We start from the raw sequence: 21130 nt of genomic DNA, 5'->3' as shown, positions 1-21130 counted from the left end.
TTATCAGGTTGTACCATCACTTTTCCTTTCTTCAAAAAGGGGAAATTACACCTCTAGCAAAATCAAAATTGCCGCTTCACCACCCCATTCTCTTGGTGCTTGATGCAAGGCACGCACTTTAGGATGCTGAACAAGCCAGCGGGGAATTTGTTTTTTCAAGGTGAAGGTGCCATAGCCTGTCATAATGCTGGCACAATCTACTCGCTCATTCTCACAAGCAAGCAATAAAGCAGCAAGTTCCATTTTTGCCTGTTCACGGGTTAAGCCGTGCAAATCTAAAAAGAGCTCGGGTGAAAAATCGCCTCGGCGTAATTGTTTCAGTAAATGGGAATCCTCACCTTCACGAAGGTATTTCACAACACCGTCATTTTCATTAAGCAAGGGTTCATATTCATCGGAAAAATAGAACAACGTATCTTCTTTTTCACGAATATCCCGTAAATGGGATTTTTTCTGACCTTGCTTTTGACGTGGTGCGATAAAGGTATCTTGTTTGATAGGCTTAATGCCCTTCGTTTCAGCACGAAACAGCTCAAATTCCTCTTGCATTTTCTCTCACTCATTTTAAATTTTGCGTATCATATCATAGTTATCGATCGCCTTATGTGATATAACTACGCAAATTTTTTCATAAGGAAAAGAGAATGGAAAGCACACACAATCAAGCGTTGGTCGCAACAATTTTAGAAGATAATGTCGCCCATGAACTTTATACCATTCAAGATTTTCTCCGTTGGACATACAGCGTCTTTAACCGTTCGGAGATTTATTATGGGCAGGGCTATGACAATGCATGGGATGAAAGCCTTCAATTGGTGCTTGCCGGGTTACAACTTCCCCTTGATCTCCCAACGGAGCTATTCCATAGCCGCTTAACGCCTTCAGAGAAAGAAAGCCTTATTCAATTGGTATTAACCCGTATCGAACAACGTGTCCCTGTGGCTTATCTCACAAACAGTGCATGGTTTTGCGGCCACGAATTTTATGTGGATGAACGCACCATTATCCCTCGTTCCCCTATAAGTGCGCTGATTCAGGAGGGCTTTGAAGGCGTGGTGAAACAAACACCACGACATATTCTCGACCTTTGCACCGGCAGTGGTTGTATCGCGATTGCCTGTGCTTATGCCTTCCCTGAGGCTGAAGTCGATGCTGTGGATTTATCTGTTGAGGCTTTAAATGTGGCGGAGATCAATATTGCCCGTCATCAAATGGAACATCGGGTCTTCCCTATTCAATCCAATTTATTTGAACATATTGGGGGACAAAAATATGAGCTTATTGTGACTAATCCCCCTTATGTGGATGAAGAGGATCTAGCCGATATGCCTGAAGAGTTTCATTTTGAACCTGAACTTGCATTGGGTTCCGGTGTAGATGGTTTGGATATAACCAAACAAATTCTAAAACAAGCACCTGATTATTTAACAGAACAGGGAGTATTGGTTTGCGAGGTGGGAAACAGTATGGTCAGCCTCATTGAGCAATATCCTGATGTTCCCTTTAACTGGCTTGAACTCAAAAATGGTGGGCTTGGGGTATTTTCCCTCACTCGGGAAGCATTGCTGAAATACCATCATTTGTTTTAATCTGGAGTGATAATCACCACGTTTTTTTCATAGTTTGGATATTGTATTTAATATAGTTTCGACGTGATTCTTTCAGATATAAAAAATACCTGTTTTTGACTATTATCTCAAAAACAGGTATTTACAAGTTATCCTGTAGATTTTAAGGAAGGACTATTATCACTCAAAATCTTGTGGTTTTTCAACCGCACTTTCCGATTTGTTTTCAGAAGTAACATTTGAATAAGCGGCTTGTGAAGTTTTCGGTTCTTCCCAGCCGGAAGGCGGTGTAACCGGCTCACGGTTCATTAACTGCTTAATTTGTACTTCTTCAATAGTTTCATATTTCACAAGCGCATCTTTCATCGCATGTAAAATATCCATATTATCGATAAGAATTTGTCTTGCTCGCTCGTAATTACGGTTGACGATGGCACGTACTTCCTCATCAATAACATGAGCTGTTTCATCGGACATATGTTTTGCTTTCGCCATTGAACGTCCTAAGAACACTTCCCCTTCATCTTCAGAATAAAGAATCGGCCCAAGCTTATCGGAAAAGCCCCATTGAGTAACCATATTACGGGCAATATTGGTCGCCACTTTAATATCATTTGATGCACCGGTTGAAATATTTTCTTCACCGTAAATCAAATCTTCCGCCAAACGCCCTGCATAAAGGGTAGAAAGTTTACTTTCTAATTGTTTTTGGCTAATGCTTACCTGATCCCCTTCCGGTAAGAAGAAGGTGACCCCTAAGGCACGGCCACGAGGAATAATCGTCACCTTGTGAACCGGATCATGTTCAGGCACTAAATAACCCACAATCGCATGACCTGCCTCATGATAAGCGGTGGATTCTTTTTGTTTCTCCGTCATAATCATGGTACGGCGTTCCGGCCCCATATTGATTTTGTCTTTTGCTTTTTCAAATTCAAGCATAGACACCGTACGTTTATTACTGCGTGCCGCAAATAATGCTGCCTCATTCACAAGGTTGGCTAAATCCGCCCCGGAATAACCCGGTGTACCACGGGCTAGGGTCATGGCATCCACATCATCAGCTAACGGCACTTTACGCATATGCACTTGTAAAATTTGCTCACGGCCTTTGACATCCGGCAACCCTACCACCACTTGACGGTCGAAACGTCCCGGACGGGTTAACGCAGGATCTAACACATCAGGGCGGTTTGTCGCCGCAATCACAATCACGCCGTCATTGCCACCAAATCCGTCCATTTCAACTAACATTTGGTTTAGGGTTTGCTCACGTTCATCATGACCACCGCCTAAACCCGCCCCACGTTGGCGACCAACGGCATCAATTTCATCAATAAAAATTAAACAAGGCGCATTTTTCTTCGCTTGTTCAAACATATCACGAACACGAGAAGCCCCCACGCCCACAAACATTTCAACGAAGTCAGAACCGGAAATGGTAAAAAACGGCACTTTAGCTTCACCCGCAATGGCTTTTGCTAATAAGGTTTTACCGGTACCCGGAGGCCCAACCATCAAAATCCCTTTTGGAATTTTACCGCCTAGATTTTGGAACTTAGCCGGATCACGCAAGAAATCAACAATTTCGCCAACTTCCTCTTTCGCTTCATCACAGCCTGCCACATCAGCAAAGGTGACTTTGATTTGATCCTGACTAAGCATTTTCGCCCGACTTTTACCAAAGCTCATGGCTTTACCGCCACCGCCTTGCATTTGGCGCATAAAATAAATCCATATCCCGATTAAGAACAACATTGGGAATGAGGAAATTAAAAGTTGCGAAAGAATACTGCGTTTTTCAAATGGCGTACCTTCCACTTTCACTTTTTTACTCAATAAATCATCAAGTAATTTCTTATCTTCCAACGGTGGCATAACGGTAATATATTTTGAACCGTCATTTTTTGTTACGGTAATCTCATTGGTATCAAAACGTGCCTCTTTTACCTGACCATTGCTTACATCGTAAACAAAGGTCGTATAATCGGTCGCATTGTCCGCCGAAGAAGAATTAAAACTCTGGTAAGCCGTCATCATAACTACTGCTACCACAATCCAGAGTACCAAATTTTTGACCATATCGTTCAAAGTCTAACCTGCCTTTCCTAAGTTAATAAATTCGACACAAGATACTATATATCACAAACGATGAAAAGCGATTAAAGCAATTCGCCTTTATAGCCCGTTGCAACAATATAAACTTCACGGGAACGCCCTCGTGATGCCTCCGGTTTACGGACTTTCACCCCACTAAAAAGAGCACGAATCTCCTTTAAATAGTCGTCAAATCCTTCCCCTTGGAATACCTTCACTACAAAACTGCCTTTCATTGCCAACACTTGTTTGCACATATCTAATGCCAGTTCTACCAAATACATCGCACGGGGAATATCCACCGAGGGCATACCGCTGAAATTGGGCGCCATATCCGACATCACCACATCCACTTTTGCTTCTCCAACACGTTCAAGCAACGCATTAAGCACCTGCTCTTCTCGGAAATCACCTTGTAAGAAATCCACCCCCACAATCGGATCCATTTCCAAAATATCACAGGCAATCACTCGGCCTTTATCACCAATTTGGCTCACGACATATTGCGACCAGCCGCCCGGGGCAGCACCGAGGTCCACCACGGTCATACCCGGTTTGAATAATTTATCCGTTTGCTGAATTTCATCAATTTTGAAATAAGCACGAGAGCGTAATTTTTGCTTATGCGCTTTCTGTACAAATGGATCTTTAAAATGTTCGTTTAACCAACGAGAAGAACTCGCCGAACGTTTTTTCTTTCCCATAATCTCTGTCTTTTGTACGATTTTTTGTAGTAGTTTCGCCTATATTTGGGTACAATCTGCCGAATTCAAGACTTGGTGAGCTTAAAAAACGCAGAAAATCCTCGTTTTTCTAGCCGCTCTTTTTATTATTTCTATTTATTTGTAGGATTTCTTATGACGACCTTATCAACCAAACAAAAACAATTCTTAAAAGCCCTTGCCCACCATCTCAATCCGGTTGTGATGCTTGGTGGCAACGGTTTAACTGAAGGCGTACTTGCCGAAATCGAAAATGCCCTTGATCACCATGAACTCATTAAAGTAAAAATTGCAGGGGCGGATCGTGAAACCAAGCAATTAATTATTAATGCGATTGTCCGTGAAACCAAGGCCGCAAATGTGCAAACTATCGGTCATATTTTAGTGCTTTATCGTCCGAGTGAAGAAACCAAAATACAGCTTCCCCGCAAATAAGGTTTCGACACAATCAATATCCGATATTTATCGCAAATGCGTAAAATCGGAGGTTTTAACAAAACGTAGGGACACACTGCGTGTGTCCGTTGTAAAAATCAAACGATTTCAATAGGTTAAAATTCGGACACACGCAGTGTGTCCCTACACCCCAACAAAAATAACGTTATGCAACTGCCCTATAATATCGTCAATACCACAAAGTGCGGTCATTTCCACCGCACTTTTTTATTTGAGGTTAAACGTAATTCACTTCAATAATTTCAAACTCAACATTACCGCCCGGGGTGATAATATTGACCATATCATCCAGTTCTTTACCAATTAACCCTCGTGCAATAGGTGAGTTCACGGAAATCAAACCGGATTTAATATCCGCTTCATCATCCCCCACAATTTGATAAGTCACCTCTTCATCAGTATCCACATTCACCAGCACCACTGTTGCACCGAAAATGATCTTTCCTTTATTCGGCATTTTCGTCACATCGATAATTTGTGAATTGGCTAATTTCCCCTCAATTTCTTGAATGCGACCTTCACAAAACCCCTGTTGCTCACGTGCTGCGTGATATTCTGCATTTTCTTTTAAATCGCCATGCTCACGGGCTTCCGCTATCGCTTTAATAATTTCCGGGCGGCGTATATTCTTTAAAAAATCTAATTCTTCTCTTAACAGTTCTGCACCACGAACCGTCATCGGGATTTGTTTCATAGACTGCATCCTTAAAATTAAGTAAAAAGAAAACCACGACAAAATCAAAAAATTTTGTCGCAGTCAGATAAAATTAATAAAGGAAAGAGAAAATCAGGTTTACTCTCATTCATTCGATGGCTATTATTGTTCGTCTAAAAAAAAATAGCAACCATAACAAGCCAAATATGACAAAATTACCTTCAATTTCAACCGCACTTCGCACAGCTTTTCTCGGAATCACCCTTGCTTTTCCTGCGATGGCAGAAGTGGATGTCGCATCTATAACAAACACGCTACCGGAAGGCGCAAGTGCGGGTATTATTGCCCAAAATCTCAATCAAAACAGCATTATTGCCGATTACAACGGATCAACGTTTATGCTGCCCGCAAGCACCCAAAAGATCTTTACTGCCGTTGCAGCGAAATTAGTGCTGGGTGATGATTTCAAATTTGAGACCGCTCTTTTAACCAACGGCAGTGTTCAAAACGGGCTTTTAGAGGGCAATTTAATTGCACGTTTCACTGGCGATCCCGACCTTACCAGTGGGCAACTTTATAGCCTCCTTGCTGAATTAAAAAAACAAGGGATCAATAAAATCAATGGCGATTTGATCTTAGATACCTCCGTCTTCTCTAGCCATGATCGGGGTTTAGGGTGGATTTGGAACGATTTAACCATGTGCTTCAATTCCCCCCCTTCCGCTGCCAATATCGATAATAACTGTTTCTATGCGGAACTTGATGCCAATCAAGCCCCGGGTGAAACCGTCAAAATCAGCGTACCGGCACAATTTCCCATTCAAGTGTTCGGACAAGTTTATGTGGCAGACAGCCGCGAAGCCCCCTATTGCCAATTAGATGTGGTGGTACACGATAACAATCGCTATCAAGTGAAAGGTTGCCTTGCCCGTCAATCCAAACCCTTCGGTTTAAGTTTTGCGGTACAAGATCCCGATGCTTACGCCGCAGTGATTATTCAACGTCAACTCAAACGCTTAGGTATCGACTTTAGCGGAAGAGTATTACAACCGCAAAAACCACAGCAAGGACAATTATTAGCGCAACATTTCTCCAAACCCTTACCGGATTTATTGAAAAAAATGATGAAAAAATCCGATAACCAAATTGCCGACTCCTTATTTCGTGCCATTGCCTACCATTACTATAAACGCCCGGCCTCCTTCCAACTGGGAACATTGGCGGTGAAATCCGCTTTACAAAAACAAGGCATTAAATTTGGCAATAGTATCTTAGCAGACGGTTCCGGGCTTTCACGTCATAACCTCGTTGCCCCTAAAACGATGCTTTCTGTATTAGAATATATAGCAAAAAACGAAGATAAGCTGCGCTTAATGGAGACCTTTCCTATCGCTGGGGTAGATGGCACAATCAGTGGACGTGGCGGATTAATTAATCCCCCGTTAGTCAAAAATGTGATCGCCAAAACCGGCTCACTAAAAGGCGTTTACAATCTTGCAGGATTTATGACAAATGCACGTGGTGAAAAAATAGCTTTTGTCCAGTTTATCAACGGTTATTCCACCGGTGATTTAGAAAGCAAAACAAAACGAGCCCCTTTAGTACAATTTGAAAGCACGCTTTATAATGCGTTTTATAAAGATTAATCAAAAAAACAACCGCACTTTAATCCATTCATTACGAATAAACTAAAGTGCGGTCATTTTATCGAAAATATTGAGTTGGTCGATAAGCCGAGTTCTGTCGTGGACAATCATTCCTCTAGGCGACGAATTACTCCGCCGCTCAAGCGACCTACCCGAATCCTGAGCGGGCCACCCATTAGATTCCTATTTGGTCTTGCTACGAGTGGAGTTTACCCTGCTGCCAACCGTTACCGGCGGCACGGTGCGCTCTTACCGCACCCTTTCACCCTTACCGTTTGCACGGCGGTCTGCTCTCTGTTGCACTGGTCATAGGCTCACGCCCCCCGGACGTTATCCGGCACTCTGCCCTGTGTAGCTCGGACTTTCCTCTCGTTTACTTGTCCCACTAGGTCGTGCGAACACGGTTAAGGGCTTCAATAAACCAGCGATTGTCTAACCAACTCGGCGCGTAGTATAGAGATTAATAAAAGTGCGGTCAACAAAATCCCTTGGATTTTGAACGTTGGTTTTGACTACGGCAGTGAAAGCATAAATACGCATAAATTTTCATTCGTATTTTTAGCGTATTCAGCTAAAATACCCGCAATTTTAACCGCACTTTAGGACGGATTATGAACTATCTACAAATTGCACGGGATACCCTTTCCGTAGAAAGCCTTGCGCTTACCCAGTTAAGTCAACGTTTAGACAACAATTTCAACCAAATTGTTGAGCTGATTTTGGCTTGCCAAGGGCGTCTTGTTATTGGGGGGATCGGTAAATCGGGATTAATTGGAAAAAAAATGGTGGCAACCTTTGCCTCCACCGGTACACCAAGTTTTTTTCTTCACCCAACTGAGGCGTTTCACGGTGATTTGGGGATGCTCAAACCCGTGGATATTGTGATGCTGATTTCTTACAGCGGTGAAACCGATGATGTGAACAAACTCATTCCAAGCCTGAAAAGTTTTGGCAATAAAATTATTGCGCTCACCAGCAATAAAAATTCCACCCTCGCCCGCCATGCGGATTATGTGTTGGATATTACCGTTGAGCGTGAAGTTTGCCCGAATAATCTTGCGCCTACCACTTCCGCGCTTGTCACATTGGCAGTCGGCGATGCCCTTGCGGTTTCCCTTATCACCGCTAGAAATTTCCAACCGGCAGATTTTGCCAAATTCCACCCGGGCGGCAGTTTGGGTCGCCGCCTGCTCTGTCGGGTGAGAGATCAAATGCAAACCCGCTTGCCGATTATTTCCCCTATGACAAATTTCACCGATTGCTTAACCGTGATGAATGAAGGGCGAATGGGGGTTGCACTGGTGATGGAAAACGATCAATTAAAAGGCATTATTACCGATGGTGATATTCGCCGTGCACTGACTGCCAATGGCGAACAAACCTTGAAGAAAACCGCAGAAGATTTTATGACCCGTTCACCAAAAACCATCAACCAAAACGAATTTTTAGCGAAAGCGGAAGATTTTATGAAAGAGAAAAAAATCCATTCCCTTGTGGTGGTTGATGATGAGAACAAGGTCGTGGGCTTAATCGAATTTTCAAGTTAAGGAAATCCAATGCAGCAAAAACTAAAAAAAATTAAATTGGTGATAACCGATGTGGACGGCGTACTGACTGATGGACAACTCCATTATGACGCCAATGGCGAGGCGATTAAAAGTTTCCATGTGCGTGATGGTTTAGGCATGAAAATGTTGATGGAAGCAGGGATTCAAGTTGCCGTGCTTTCCGGCAGAGACTCTGCGATTTTACGCCGCCGTATTGCCGATCTTGGCATCACCCTATTCTTTTTAGGAAAATTAGAAAAAGAAAGTGCCTGCTTTGAATTAATGCGCCAAGCCGGCGTAAGCGCTGAAGAAACCGCTTATATTGGTGATGATAGCGTAGATTTGCCTGCCTTTGCCGTCAGCGGACTTTCTTTTGCCGTGGCAGATGCCCCAATTTATGTGAAAAATGCGGCAGATTATGTGCTTTCTCTTGCGGGCGGAAAAGGGGCATTTCGTGAAATGTCCGATATGATTTTAACCGCTCAAGGGAAATCTGCCGTCTTTGAAAGTGCAGAAGGTTTTTTAAAATCCGTTAAAAATATGGCGCAATAACGTCTTTTTATAAAAAAATCCCTCAACACTGAGGGATTTTTCTTACCAACAAAACCGTTCATTAACATAATTTTCTAATCGTTCTTTTTGCCATTTTTCTTTATTTTGTGGATCAGCAAAAAATTTATCCTGTTCTTTTAATCGATCCTTTAATTTTGTTTCCGCTTCTTTTAACGCAATGGAGCGATCTTGAAACTTAGAGGGCAAAGCTTTCATTAAAACAATCTCATAGGGATGTGCCATCACCCAATTTATCGCCTCCTCAGCCAATTGACGCTGTTTGTTAAGATCACAAAAGGCATAAGGATTAATAAATTGCCCCACCACCTGACCAAAGCCTGTATGTTCCGCAATGCTCGCCTTAGGCAAATCCAAAACATACAGTGCGGTAATTAAACGATTTTGTCCCCGATAAAACCATTTTACCGCTTCATCACGCAAGCCAAAATCATAGGCTCGGGCTGATAAGGTAAACATCGTAATCGGAGAAATGCGGGCTGAATTTTCTTCCACAAATTTGACCGCACTTTGATACCCTTTTAAGCTATTTTCCCGCAAAAGCGGATCAAGTTGCTTATGCACAAAAACATTCTGGGCTTTGCCTTTTTCTGCGGAATAATAGGGTTTCACATAAATATCAATGGATTTCACCGGTTCTCGGCTTATGGTACTGCAAGCGCTAAGACCAAGTGCGGTTAAAATAACGGTTATTTTTACGGCTAATCTCACCCTATCTCCTTAAAAATGCGTTCTCTATTACAAAAGTGCGGTGGATTTTAACAGAGTTTTCTCTTTTTCCTATATAATTAGGCAACATACTGACAACGAAACAGAACATGAAAATCCATTTAATTCACAGCCAAACCACCCTTGAGTTCAATAATGAAACAAGCCTGCTTGACCACCTCGAACGTCACAATATTCACCATGAATACCAATGCCGTAGCGGTTATTGTGGTTCTTGCCGGGTGAAGATCAAAAAAGGCAAGGTGTCCTATCCGGAAGCGCCCCTTGCCTTTGTTCAGCCTAATGAAATTTTATTATGTTGTTGCCGTGTAGAAACGGATCTTGAGTTGGAATTATAGATTATTCAAATCCAACACATCGGTCATATCAAATAAGCCATTAGGCTGATTTTCCAACCATTTTCCTGCCCGCACAGCGCCGTTTGCAAAGGTCATTCGGCTGGAGGCTTTGTGGGAAATTTCTACCCGTTCGCCAATATCTGCAAACCAGACAGTATGCTCGCCCACCACATCGGAGGCTCGGATCGTGGAAAAACCGATTTCATCCGCTTTACGCTCACCGGTGATGCCCTCACGAGAGAAGACACCATGGGTTTTCAAATCACGTCCCAAAGTTTTCGCAATATGTTCCCCCATAGAAAGCGCTGTGCCTGACGGTGCATCCACTTTATGGCGATGATGGGCTTCAATGATTTCAATATCGCAATAATCCCCCATCACTTTGGCGGCCTTTTCCAAAAGTTTGAAAACCAAATTCACCCCAACACTGAAATTAGAGGCAAATACAATGGCAATTTTTTCAGCGGCAGATCGAATGGCGACTTTGCCTGCTTCATCAAATCCTGTGGTTCCAATCACCATTTTTTTATTATTCGCCACACAAAATGCCATATGCTCAAGCGTGCCTTCCGGACGGGTGAAATCGATCAATAAATCAAAGGCATCTTTTTTCGCCTCGAGATCATCAGATACCGCCACACCAAGCTGCCCAATACCCGCCAGTTCTCCCGCATCCACGCCCACCAATGATGAGCCTTTGCGTTCAAAAGCTGCGCCTAATTCCACGCCTTCTGCGGAATGAACCGCTTGAATGAGCTGACGCCCCATTCTTCCGCCGGCACCGGCGATTGCAATTTTCAATGTCATCGTTACGTCCTCTTTTAGTGAATCATCTCTGTGATGCCGCTGTAAATTAACACGCCACCAAAGAACAAAAATACTATGCCGGCCGTGTTATCAATATAACGGCTATATTGGCTATAAAACTGTTTCGCAATACTACGCGAAAAAATAAAAGAAATCAGGTAAAAATAAAAAAACGTCACCAAGACAATTAACCCGAATGCCGCCCCCATTTCCCAGATTTCCGTCATTTTAGCCAACACGAAAGACATCACACTGGAAAAATAGACTACGGCTTTCGCATTGGATAAATTCACCAACAAGCCTTTTAAAATTTCTTTTTTCGCATTGCTTTGTTGGTTTAGCTCTTCAGCAGAAAGCGGTTTAAACTCGGCATTTTGTTTACTACGCATCAATAAAAAACCGAGATAAGCCAAATAGCCTCCGCCCAACATCATTATCACACCGTGCAATGCGGGCATTGTGGCAAATAATACCGTAAGCCCCAGCATAGAAACCGCCGCCCAAAACGCCACACCTAAAGTAATGCCCAAAATGCCATAGACCGTATTTCGATGCGAATTACTGGCAGCCATTCGGCTTACATAAAAGAAATCCGGCCCCGGTGTCATTAAACCAAATAAATGTACGATGAGTAAATTTAACACGTTATCTCCACATTTGAATTAAGAAAATCACAGCAACGCCATAGATTGCCGCCAATACATCATCGATCATAATACCAAAACCGCTTTCTAATTTTTTATCAAAAAATCGAATAGGGAAAGGCTTGAGAATATCAAAAAAACGAAAGAGGCCAAATGCGGTTAATATCCACGGCAAGGACAAGGTTGGAATGGCAGCAAGCACAATAAACACACCGACAAATTCATCCCATACAATGGAGCCGTGATCATGTACCCCCATATCATCGGCAGTTTTTTGACATAAATAACAGCCTAAAACAAAGCAAAGTGCGGTGAAAATTAAGAAAATTTTTGTCCCCAACAATGCCAGTAAAATCACGCCTAATAGCGTGCCAAGGGCGCTGCCCCAAGTTCCCGGGGCGGGGTGAAGTAAACCAGATCCCAACCCCACAGCGAGAAAATGAATGGGATTTTTCATGGAAATTCGGTTTAAAGGATTGTTTTCTGTCATCGCTATTCCTTGAAATGATCAAAACCAAGCTTTGCTGAATAATCGATCGGCTCACCGTTACGCAAAAAACGAATGGAAAACTGACCGCACTTTTCTTTCTCCCATTTTCCCTCAAAGGCAGGCACAATACGTCCAATACAAGTGCATGACACATCAAGATTTTTCAGGCGGGCTTCGAGTAAGGGCTGATTTTCAGGTGGAAGGGTAAAACACAGTTCATAGTCTTCCCCACCGCTTAGTGCAAATTGCTCGGCTTGTGTGCGATCGTGAAGGGTTAATAATGAGGCGGACAATGGCAAAGCAGAAAGGTCAATTTCTGCCGCACATCGGCTACGTTGGAGAATATGCCCAAGATCGGAAATTAAGCCATCGGAAAGATCAATAGCGGCATTAGCAATGCCGATTAAGCCTTGTCCAAGGGCAAGGCGTGGTGTGGGGCGAAGATGACGCTGTTGTAAAAATTTTTCCTCAAAACTGAGCGCTTTTTTACCCGCTAAAATCTGCTGTAAACCAGCAGCACTATCACCCAAGGTGCAGGAAACATAAATCAGATCCCCTACTTTGGCTTGATGGCGGCATAAGGCATTTCCTTTTTCCAACAGCCCTTGTGCCGTAATAGTAACGGATAACCCGCCTTTTGTGGTATCTCCGCCAATTAATGTGACGTTGTAATCTTTTAAGGTTTGTAACAAACTTTGACTGAATGCGGCAAGCCAGTTTTCATCAATGTTCGGTAAAGTTAATGCAAGGGAAATCCATTTAGGTTTAGCGCCCATGGCAGCTAAATCACTTAAATTGGTGGCAAGGGCTTTATAAGCTAAATCTTGCGGGGAAATAGAAGGTAGGAAATGGGTGTTTTCCACCATTGTGTCGGTGGTGATGGCAAGCCAACCATTTTCAGGTACAGAAACTAAGGCGCAATCATCGCCAATGGATAGCTGCACAAAATCATCGTCAGTTTGCGGTTGTTCAAAATAATTTTTGATTAAATCAAATTCGCCCATTGCCTTTCCCCGTCACTTTGCCGAATTGCTACTGCCAATTAGATACCCATGAAAGCTGAGCTAAGCGTGCCTTAATTTTTTCAACATTTTCTGCGGTAAAAAATTTATCAATATTTTTCCAAATGGAATGATACCCGTATGGCGCTTGCTGCATTTCCCGCTTGGCCTCACTTAAATCCCAATTTTGGTAAACCACACGATACATCGCCACAATTAGCCCTGTGCGATCCGCACCGTGATAACAATGCACCAACACCGCACCATTTTTTTGATTTTGACGTATTTTCCACAAAATATCGGCAACTTCTTCCGGCGTGATTGCCCAAGTTAAAAGTGGCGTATTAATCAAATGAAGATTTTTATGGTCGAATGCCTGTTTATCATCATTACGATCAAAAAAGCGTAAATTAACGATGGTTTTGATATTTAGTTTATCCAGCAAAGGCTCGGCTTGACGATCCAATTGTTCGCTGCGATAAAAATTGTCATCTACCTGATACAGATTTTCTTGCCGGCTTATTTCCTTTGCCCAATGCGCCGTATTTGTCGACGGCTCACTAGGCATTGGCGTTGCACAAGAAATTAAGGTCAGCATCGCTAAGGCGATAACACTTTGTTTAACCGTGATTTTTAAGGGGAAAATAGGGATATTTTTTGGCATAAAAATCTCAATAAAAGGAAAACATCGTTAGCATAACAAATATGCAAAGATAAAGTGCGGTTGATTTTCAGTGAGTTTTCTCACAATAAAAAAGCGTGAGTTCATTATTTCACTTTAATTTAAGGATAATATGAGAAACTCACGCTATCTTATGGAATTATTTCCGTCTCAATTATTTACGACCCAGTGCCGGTGCGATTTTATCTAATACACCATTAATATACTTATGGCTGTCATCCGAACCGAACACTTTTGCCACTTCAATGGCTTCATTAATCACCACTTTGTAGGGGACATCAAGTTCAAAACGCAGCTCATATACCGCTAAACGCAAAATGGCTTTTTCGATAGGGTCAAGTTCATCAAAAGTGCGGTCGATATAAGGGGTAATGGAAAAGTCCACGGTTTCTATATTTTCCACCGTTTTGTGGAATAATTTACGAAAATAAGGTTTATCCACACCACTCAAATCTTGATCCAGCATAAAGGCAAGCTCGACTTCTTCCGCCGTATTGCCGGACACCGCCCAAGAATATAAGGCTTGCACGGCACACTCTCTCGCCCGACGTCGAGCCGATGGCTTTTTCATTTGTTTTTGCTCTTCCATCATTTATGCCGCATCAATTTGTTGAAGAAGGTTGATCATTTCGAGGGCAACCAATGCCGCTTCTGCGCCTTTATTACCCGCTTTTGTGCCGGCACGCTCAATCGCTTGTTCAATATTTTCAGTGGTCAGTACGCCGAATGCCACTGGAATTTCTGCTTCCATCGCCACTTTGCCTAAACCACTGCTTGCCTCACCCGCCACATATTCAAAATGAGCTGTGCCACCACGAATAACCGTTCCTAATGCCACAATCGCATCAAATTTTTTGCTTTCCGCTAAACGACGAGCAACCAGCGGAAGCTCATAAGCCCCCGGCGCACGCACAAGGGTAATATTTTCATCTTTCACTTGACCGATACGTTTTAACGCATCTACAGCACCTTCTAATAAACTTTCATTGATAAAACTGTTAAAACGGGCAATCACCACTGCCACTTTTGCGTTAGGTGCCGCAACAACGCCTTCTAAAACTTTCATATTTTTTCCTATGTTATTCGTGCTAATAAATTGGGGGCGAATTCTAGCATAAAAATTACCGCCTATCAGCATTTATCACGCAAGTGCGGTCATTTTTTGATGGGGTTTATTCCTCATCAATGACAAATTCAAACCAATCAATCACCTCATTTTCATGCACCCCATTGGCAATGAAAACGCCTGCATTTTTCACCGATTGTTCATCACCTGAAATCAACGGATGCCAGTCAGGCAAAGCTTTTCCTTCATAAAGCAGTCTATAAGCACAAGTCTTCGGCAGCCAATGAAAATCGGGTAAATTTTTCTTAGTGAGTTTTGTACAATCTTTTTCAAGACGAAAACGTTGCGAATAATGGGTGCATTTTCCGGTTTCTAAATTGAGTAAATTACAGGCGATACGGGTATAATAGAGTTTCTGTCGCTTCCCTCGCCCTTGGATATATTTGCGATAACAGCATTTTCCACACCCATCACACAACGCCTCCCATTCGGAATCCGTCATTTCAAGGAGGGATTTAGTTTGCCAGAAATTAGGGGATAAATTCATCATTTTGATTTTTAACGATAAAAACAATCTCGGCTAAAAAATTGAACGTCACCGAGAAACCTCATTTTAAAGTTCGCCATTCTAACACTATCTCTTCCCTCAAAAAACGACATACTATGACATTATTTATACAAATAAGATAAAAAATATTGATACTACTCACACTTTTAAAAAATTTAGAAAGCTTGATATTGACGGGAGAAAAAAACAAGAGTAGAAACTTTTAACAAAAAAGCAACAGAGGAGAAACATATGCTTATGATTAATTATACTAGCGAACATTCCTTAATTTGCTCACTTCCTCCGCCGGCTGAATTATCCAAACAACAGGCACTTTGGAAATTATCCGAACTGACACAACCTATTCCTGATATCCTTGAGACTGTGGTTGGAATGAATAATCTCACTGTTTTTTATCATTTTCATACGGATTCCCAACACTTGATCCATAAACTTCACCAACTTTGGGAAAGTGTCCAAACACAAAAAACGCATTTTCAAGGAAAATTAGTTGAAATTCCCGTTCATTACGGTGGGGAATTTGGCGAGGATTTATATGATGTGGCGCAATTTCATCACACAACGGTAAAAGAAATTATCAACCGCCACACCACCCCGACTTACACGGTTTTTATGATGGGATTTCAACCCGGATTTCCTTATTTAGGCGGGTTACCCGAATCCTTGCACACTCCACGTCGTGATGTACCAAGAACAAAAGTCCCCGCAGGGTCCGTAGGTATTGGCGGTAGCCAAACAGGAATTTACCCTTTCACCTCCCCCGGAGGCTGGCAATTATTAGGAAAAACCGATATTCAACTTTTTGATGCAAATCAAAGTCCACCTGTTTTACTAAAAGCAGGCGATCAAGTCCGTTTTGTCGTGGAGGACATCACCCTATGATTTATCTTCAACATCTTCAAGGTTTCGCTCATTTACAAGATTTAGGTCGTTTTGGATCACGAGACGTAGGGATTGGACATTCCGGTGCGATGGACAGTTTAGCTCTGCAAGCAGGAAATTTACTATTAAAAAATGCCAATAATTTACCCGCACTTGAGATTGCATTGGGAAGCCTAACACTCACTTTTGATTGCAATACACCATTTTGCCTAACCGGTGCATTGTGTGAAGCCGAACTTGATGGCAGCCCCGTTTTTCCCTACTGGCGTTATACGGCAAAAGCACGTCAAACTTTAAAAATCAAGAGAATCAGCCAAGGAAATTACGTCTATCTTTGCGTTGCAGGAGGATTTAATGTACCGAAAGTGTTAGGTTCTTATAGCACTAATTTACAAGCGGGCTTTGGTGGTTTCCAAGGGCGTTTGCTTAAATCTGGTGATCATCTTGCCACAGGATTAAGGGATAGTGAACTGCCTTCTTTGGGCATTGAGCCAATTCCTTTTACCCGAAAAATTTATGCCACGGCATCATCAGAATATGAAGCATTTACCGCTGAATCCCAACAATTATTTTGGCAACAGGGTTGGGAACTACAACAAAAAAGCAATCGCATAGGCTATCGTTTTTCTGCTTCTGAAAGATTAAGCCTCAGTTCGCCCCTTGAAATGTTTTCCCATGCTACGCCTATCGGCACAGTGCAAGTTCCACCTGATGGTCAACCAATTGTGCTTATGGCGGATGCACAAACCACGGGCGGTTACCCTAAAATTGCCTGCGTTATCCAAGCGGATATTGGCAGATTGGCACAAATACCTTTTGGAGAAACTGTTTATTTTGAACAGGTTAGTCATCAACAGGCGAGAGAACGATACCTACAAGATCAAGATTATTTGGCATACGTAAGGAGAAAAGCAAATGAAATGCGTTGATTTAAATGTTGATTTGGCAGAAGGCTGTGCGAATGATGAAGCATTATTGCAATTAGTCAGCTCTGCCAATATTGCCTGCGGCTTGCACGCCGGAGATTACAACGAAATGCATAAAGCCATTTTATGGGCAAAAGAAAATAATGTCATCGTTGGAGCCCACCCCGGCTATCCCGACCGAGAGAATTTTGGTCGCCTAACGATGGATTTAACCAATGAAGAACTCAAAGCCAGTTTACTTTATCAGCTTGGCGCAATTAAAGCCCTATGCGAAGCAGAAGGTGTCACGCTAAGTTATGTCAAACCTCATGGTGCATTGTATAACCAAGCGGCAAAAGATCCTGATCTCGCCTGTTTCATCGCTAAAACTATTAAAACATTTGATCCTCACTTAGCACTAATGGGTTTATCGGGAAGTGCGATGCTTCTCGCTGCTCAAGAAGAGGGGCTTAAAATCATTTCTGAAGTGTTTGCAGATCGGCATTATCTCACCGATGGTTCATTAGTGCCACGCAATCGTGCTGATGCATTAGTCAAAGATGATCAGGAAGCCGTTGCACAGGTGCTACAGATGGTGCTAGAAGGCTCTGTTCTTTCTGTTGAGGGAATCAACGTTCCCATTCAAGCAGACAGTATTTGTTTACACGGTGATGGTCTCCACGCCATTGAATTTGCGAAAAAAATTCGAGCCGCATTGCAAGCGGAAAAAATCACCATTTCGGCAAAATATAAATAGTTCGGCTCGCTCATCAATCCACTTATAAACAATTGGAGATCAATATGGCAAATAACAACCGCAATGCCCTACTTGGGGCGGCATTTTTAATGGCTACCTCTGCCATTGGACCCGGCTTTTTAACCCAAACCGCCACCTTTACCCAATCTTTACTGGCGAGTTTTGGGTTTGTTATTTTACTCTCTATCTTGCTTGATATTGGGGCACAATTAAATATTTGGCGAATTATTGCCGTTTCAGAAAAGAAAGCACAAGATATTGCCAATACCATCTTACCCGGTACGGGATATTTTCTTTCATTGCTTATTGTGATGGGTGGGCTTGCTTTTAATATCGGGAATGTCGGCGGTGCAGGCTTAGGGCTGAATATTCTCACCGGTATTTCTCCTGAAATGGGCGCAGTGATAAGTGGCGCAATTGCTATCTGTATCTTCCTTGTTAAAGAAGCGGGTAAAGCAATGGATCGTTTTGCACAGATTATGGGATTTGTCATGATAGCGTTAACCCTTTATGTCGCCTCACAAACCAATCCACCAATTGGCGAAGCCGTATCCAAAACCTTCATTCCTGAAAAATTAGATGTCATTGCTATCGTCACGCTCGTGGGGGGAACCGTGGGCGGTTACATTACCTTTGCCGGTGCTCATCGCTTATTAGATGCGGGAATCAAAGGCAAAGCAGCATTGAAAGAAGTCAGCAAAAGCTCGGTATCGGCTATTTTAATTTCTTCAATTATGCGGGTTGTATTGTTTTTAGCTGTGTTAGGCGTGGTTTCCCAAGGTGTAGCCTTAGATCCGAAAAATCCTGCCGCAACGCCATTTTCACACGTAGCAGGCAACATCGGGCTAATGATTTTTGGTGTGGTTATCTGGGCGGCTTCCATTACTTCGGTTATCGGTGCCGCTTATACTTCAGTTTCTTTCATCACCAGCTTTTCCCTAAAAATTGAAAAATACAAAAATTGTTGGATAGTGGCGTTTATTATCATCTCAACTACTGTGCTTGCCACCATTGGTCGGCCTGCTCAAGTGTTGGTGTTTGTAGGAACATTAAACGGCTTAATTTTACCGATTTCTCTCGGTTTAATTTTGCTCGCCGCCTATAACCGTAAAATTATCGGTGATTATAAACACCCTATGTGGATGACGATTTCAGGCGCTATCGTTGTGGTGTCTATGGCTATATTAAGTATGATGACGTTGGTGAAATATATAGGTAATTTACTGGCTTAAACGCTAATCAAACATCTATTAAGGAAATGAAAAAGTGCGGTCAAAAACAACGATATTATGTAGCAGTTGCACAAAGCCGTTTTAAAACAAGGCGACCTTTCCGTCGCCTTTATTTTTGTGACTAATTCTACCATTTAATCAGTGACGATTATTCCATTTTTGGTAGTAAATCTCAACGCTATCTAAGCAGTAAACTAATATTCTGTCAGCAATCACCTTGTTTTCCCACTGTATTAAACCTTCGATTTCATTTAGCCTTTTCTGTGCTTGGTATTGGGCGTAGGCTTTTGAGTAGCGAGGTTCGACCGGCTCTATTTTTGCAGGGACTTTGGTTTCCAATAAATAGAAAAATTTGTTGATATTACGCCGTTCACTCCATCTTACCGTATGGCGTTTTATATCATCCAAAATGGAATGTTCGCCCCATATCCATACATCAACATCCTAGCTGGATTCAAAATAGATCCGCATATCATAATGTAGCTTCATTTTTGCTCCTTACTAGGTTGTTTGTAATGAATGGATGCCAAATCGGGCTTCGGGCATTTTATTGCCTTGCCAATAGCCGGTAAAATGGCGTGAGGGTAAAGTGTTGAACGTGCAGCGTAGCAAATGTTCAAATTTCTCTTTGACGCTTTTTCGACGATTATCTTCCCGCCACGCTGTCTCGTTAGCGTAGAACATTAGGTACTTGTTTTTCATTTTGTGGTAAATCCCAGTAATGGCACGCCGCAGTCGTGCAAAAAAGGATTCGGCAAGGTTGTTGGTGATGCCCTCGATGGAACGATATTCTTGGGAATTGATTTACCCGCCATAAATCATAATGGAATGTCAGGCTATCGTAGGCAGGGTTTTCGTCAGCGTGAATCGTGCTGTTGGGTTTCACAAGGCGTTGGGTTAAATCCAGTATGTCTTGGGTGTTTTCTTCTTTGATGAGGGCGATAATGCTTCGCTCTGCGCCTTTCATTATATTTTGATTTTTTGCCCGTTGCCGGAATACCAATACACAAGCCTTATCCTTGCGTTGATGGCGTTTCTTACGTCTATCAATGCGTTTGTGGCGGAAGTTTTTCGGGCGGATGTAGTAATTTACATAAGCACCGTCAATATGGATTTCACCATGTAATGGCGTTAAATCTTTCGTCTTTTCTAGGCTTTCACGGAATTTGTGTAGTAGTACCCATGCGGTTTTATATTGCACGTTGAGCTTGTGAGAAAGGGAAATGGCGGATAAGCCTTTGCTTTCCGTGACAAAGAGAAGAAGTGCAATAAGGATTTGCCGCAGGGTGAGTTTGTGAAATTGAAATATTGTGCCTGTGGTAATCGAAAAGCGATATTGGCAGTGTTTGCATTGAAATTGTTGGCGTGTGTGGATGAAATAGGCTTGATGACAAACTCCGCAACGCGGACAAACTTGTTCCGTGTCACTGTGCCAACGGGCATTTTTGAGTAAGGCAAAAATTTCGGCATCAGAAAGCCCCGCCACTTGCGCAATCGGCAAGCGGCGTGCTTTGGCTGATAACAGAAAATGCTGTGCCATAAAAACAATAATCCCTTTATTACAACGCTTAAATTTCCAAGCCTTTTTAGGCTTTAAAAAGTCAAAAGTCGTAATAAAGGGACTATTATTTTTCTGTGCGGAAAAATGTATTGTTATATAGGGTGCTTGTCAAGGAAAATTTTCAAGCGCTTTAAGCCTACCTTTTGAAAAATCTGTCAAGTGTTTTTTTGAATTAATTTTGAAAATTAAAGAAGGGGCTGACGTAGA

The 21130-nt window shown here is 42.4% G+C and carries 24 protein-coding genes, 1 other RNA gene and 1 pseudogene; 10 read left to right on the top strand and 16 right to left on the bottom strand.

Annotation, left to right across the window (positions count from 1 at the left end; all coding sequences use genetic code 11):
- Positions 1 to 45 precede the first annotated feature (45 nt).
- Complete coding sequence (smrB, locus tag BKK52_RS10235; RefSeq protein WP_077473678.1) at positions 46 to 549, bottom strand: endonuclease SmrB; 504 nt, start codon at positions 547 to 549, stop codon at positions 46 to 48.
- Positions 550 to 644: 95 nt separating this feature from the next.
- Here smrB and prmB point away from each other — a divergent pair, with 95 nt between their 5' ends.
- Positions 645 to 1589, top strand: coding sequence for a 50S ribosomal protein L3 N(5)-glutamine methyltransferase (prmB, locus tag BKK52_RS10230; protein WP_077473679.1), 945 nt, complete (start codon positions 645 to 647; stop codon positions 1587 to 1589).
- A gap of 159 nt (positions 1590 to 1748) precedes the next feature.
- Here prmB and ftsH read toward each other — a convergent pair whose 3' ends face one another.
- Both ftsH and rlmE read right to left on the bottom strand, forming a co-directional pair.
- A complete protein-coding gene (ftsH, locus tag BKK52_RS10225) occupies positions 1749 to 3650 on the bottom strand; it encodes an ATP-dependent zinc metalloprotease FtsH (RefSeq protein WP_077473680.1) in 1902 nt (633 codons plus the stop codon).
- Between the two features lie 80 nt (positions 3651 to 3730).
- Positions 3731 to 4369, bottom strand: coding sequence for a 23S rRNA (uridine(2552)-2'-O)-methyltransferase RlmE (rlmE, locus tag BKK52_RS10220; protein WP_077415201.1), 639 nt, complete (start codon positions 4367 to 4369; stop codon positions 3731 to 3733).
- Positions 4370 to 4522: 153 nt separating this feature from the next.
- Between rlmE and yhbY the strand changes: the two genes are divergently transcribed.
- The gene (yhbY, locus tag BKK52_RS10215) at positions 4523 to 4822 is read left to right on the top strand and encodes a ribosome assembly RNA-binding protein YhbY (RefSeq protein ID WP_077415203.1); all 300 of its coding nucleotides are present in this window, start codon (positions 4523 to 4525) and stop codon (positions 4820 to 4822) included.
- A gap of 238 nt (positions 4823 to 5060) precedes the next feature.
- Here the strand turns inward: yhbY and greA are convergent, their stop codons facing one another.
- Complete coding sequence (greA, locus tag BKK52_RS10210) at positions 5061 to 5537, bottom strand: transcription elongation factor GreA (protein WP_077478605.1); 477 nt, start codon at positions 5535 to 5537, stop codon at positions 5061 to 5063.
- A gap of 167 nt (positions 5538 to 5704) precedes the next feature.
- Here greA and dacB point away from each other — a divergent pair, with 167 nt between their 5' ends.
- Positions 5705 to 7144, top strand: a complete 1440-nt coding sequence (dacB, locus tag BKK52_RS10205; RefSeq protein ID WP_077478608.1) for a serine-type D-Ala-D-Ala carboxypeptidase — start codon at positions 5705 to 5707, stop codon at positions 7142 to 7144.
- 67 nt (positions 7145 to 7211) lie between these two features.
- Here dacB and rnpB read toward each other — a convergent pair.
- Positions 7212 to 7588: RNase P RNA component class A (gene rnpB / locus BKK52_RS10200), an RNA gene on the bottom strand.
- A gap of 167 nt (positions 7589 to 7755) precedes the next feature.
- Here rnpB and BKK52_RS10195 point away from each other — a divergent pair.
- Both BKK52_RS10195 and BKK52_RS10190 read left to right on the top strand, forming a co-directional pair.
- Positions 7756 to 8691 carry a KpsF/GutQ family sugar isomerase gene (locus BKK52_RS10195; RefSeq protein WP_077419714.1) on the top strand — a complete coding sequence of 312 codons (936 nt, stop codon included), beginning with the start codon at positions 7756 to 7758 and terminating at the stop codon, positions 8689 to 8691.
- Between the two features lie 9 nt (positions 8692 to 8700).
- Complete coding sequence (locus BKK52_RS10190) at positions 8701 to 9243, top strand: KdsC family phosphatase (protein ID WP_077419713.1); 543 nt, start codon at positions 8701 to 8703, stop codon at positions 9241 to 9243.
- 42 nt (positions 9244 to 9285) lie between these two features.
- On the opposite strand, the gene BKK52_RS10185 is transcribed toward BKK52_RS10190, so the two are convergent.
- On the bottom strand, positions 9286 to 9972 hold the full coding sequence (locus BKK52_RS10185; RefSeq protein WP_077419712.1) for a hypothetical protein: 687 nt from the start codon (positions 9970 to 9972) through the stop codon (positions 9286 to 9288).
- A 107-nt stretch (positions 9973 to 10079) separates the two neighbouring features.
- Between BKK52_RS10185 and yfaE the strand changes: the two genes are divergently transcribed.
- Positions 10080 to 10328, top strand: a complete 249-nt coding sequence (gene yfaE / locus BKK52_RS10180; RefSeq protein ID WP_077419711.1) for a class I ribonucleotide reductase maintenance protein YfaE — start codon at positions 10080 to 10082, stop codon at positions 10326 to 10328.
- Here the strand turns inward: yfaE and dapB are convergent.
- The 8 genes from dapB to BKK52_RS10140 form a co-directional block, all read right to left on the bottom strand.
- On the bottom strand, positions 10323 to 11135 hold the full coding sequence (gene dapB / locus BKK52_RS10175) for a 4-hydroxy-tetrahydrodipicolinate reductase (RefSeq protein WP_077419710.1): 813 nt from the start codon (positions 11133 to 11135) through the stop codon (positions 10323 to 10325). The two genes, yfaE and dapB, sit on opposite strands and share 6 nt — an antisense overlap.
- A 14-nt stretch (positions 11136 to 11149) precedes the next feature.
- Positions 11150 to 11779 (bottom strand): homoserine/threonine efflux transporter, encoded by a 630-nt coding sequence (locus BKK52_RS10170; protein ID WP_077419709.1) that lies wholly within the window; start codon positions 11777 to 11779, stop codon positions 11150 to 11152.
- 1 nt (position 11780) lies between these two features.
- Positions 11781 to 12269, bottom strand: a complete 489-nt coding sequence (locus BKK52_RS10165; protein WP_077473682.1) for a phosphatidylglycerophosphatase A family protein — start codon at positions 12267 to 12269, stop codon at positions 11781 to 11783.
- Between the two features lie 2 nt (positions 12270 to 12271).
- The gene (thiL, locus tag BKK52_RS10160) at positions 12272 to 13273 is read right to left on the bottom strand and encodes a thiamine-phosphate kinase (RefSeq protein ID WP_077473683.1); all 1002 of its coding nucleotides are present in this window, start codon (positions 13271 to 13273) and stop codon (positions 12272 to 12274) included.
- Between the two features lie 28 nt (positions 13274 to 13301).
- On the bottom strand, positions 13302 to 13934 hold the full coding sequence (locus tag BKK52_RS10155; RefSeq protein ID WP_077473684.1) for a dual specificity protein phosphatase family protein: 633 nt from the start codon (positions 13932 to 13934) through the stop codon (positions 13302 to 13304).
- Between the two features lie 172 nt (positions 13935 to 14106).
- Positions 14107 to 14541 (bottom strand): transcription antitermination factor NusB, encoded by a 435-nt coding sequence (gene nusB / locus BKK52_RS10150; RefSeq protein ID WP_077478607.1) that lies wholly within the window; start codon positions 14539 to 14541, stop codon positions 14107 to 14109.
- 3 nt (positions 14542 to 14544) lie between these two features.
- A complete protein-coding gene (gene ribH / locus BKK52_RS10145) occupies positions 14545 to 15018 on the bottom strand; it encodes a 6,7-dimethyl-8-ribityllumazine synthase (RefSeq protein WP_077419704.1) in 474 nt (157 codons plus the stop codon).
- A gap of 106 nt (positions 15019 to 15124) precedes the next feature.
- Positions 15125 to 15565 (bottom strand): YcgN family cysteine cluster protein, encoded by a 441-nt coding sequence (locus BKK52_RS10140; protein WP_208606158.1) that lies wholly within the window; start codon positions 15563 to 15565, stop codon positions 15125 to 15127.
- A gap of 252 nt (positions 15566 to 15817) precedes the next feature.
- Here BKK52_RS10140 and pxpB point away from each other — a divergent pair, with 252 nt between their 5' ends.
- Genes pxpB through BKK52_RS10120 form a run of 4 tightly spaced genes read left to right on the top strand, consistent with a single transcriptional unit; the run spans position 15818 to position 19362 of the window.
- Positions 15818 to 16468: a 5-oxoprolinase subunit PxpB gene (pxpB, locus tag BKK52_RS10135; protein ID WP_077419703.1), complete on the top strand. Its 651-nt coding sequence runs from the start codon at positions 15818 to 15820 to the stop codon at positions 16466 to 16468.
- Entirely contained in the window at positions 16465 to 17397 is a 933-nt protein-coding gene (locus BKK52_RS10130; protein WP_077419702.1) for a 5-oxoprolinase subunit C family protein, read from the top strand. Before pxpB ends, BKK52_RS10130 begins: the two co-directional genes overlap by 4 nt.
- On the top strand, positions 17384 to 18130 hold the full coding sequence (gene pxpA / locus BKK52_RS10125) for a 5-oxoprolinase subunit PxpA (RefSeq protein WP_077478604.1): 747 nt from the start codon (positions 17384 to 17386) through the stop codon (positions 18128 to 18130). The genes BKK52_RS10130 and pxpA overlap by 14 nt, the downstream gene beginning before the upstream one ends.
- A gap of 44 nt (positions 18131 to 18174) precedes the next feature.
- Entirely contained in the window at positions 18175 to 19362 is a 1188-nt protein-coding gene (locus BKK52_RS10120) for an NRAMP family divalent metal transporter (protein ID WP_077478603.1), read from the top strand.
- Positions 19363 to 19500: 138 nt separating this feature from the next.
- On the opposite strand, the gene BKK52_RS10115 is transcribed toward BKK52_RS10120, so the two are convergent.
- Together BKK52_RS10115 and BKK52_RS10110 are read right to left on the bottom strand one after the other, a co-directional pair.
- Positions 19501 to 19770 (bottom strand): hypothetical protein, encoded by a 270-nt coding sequence (locus BKK52_RS10115; RefSeq protein ID WP_077478602.1) that lies wholly within the window; start codon positions 19768 to 19770, stop codon positions 19501 to 19503.
- Positions 19771 to 19863: 93 nt separating this feature from the next.
- Positions 19864 to 20902: pseudogene (locus tag BKK52_RS10110) on the bottom strand (IS1595 family transposase).
- Positions 20903 to 21130: the final 228 nt, after the last annotated feature.

Origin of the sequence: Rodentibacter trehalosifermentans, assembly GCF_002000545.1 — a bacterium.
Taxonomy (GTDB): domain Bacteria; phylum Pseudomonadota; class Gammaproteobacteria; order Enterobacterales; family Pasteurellaceae; genus Rodentibacter; species Rodentibacter trehalosifermentans.
The sequence above is the reverse complement of the archived record's forward strand: the minus strand, read 5'-3'. Positions and strand labels throughout refer to the sequence as shown.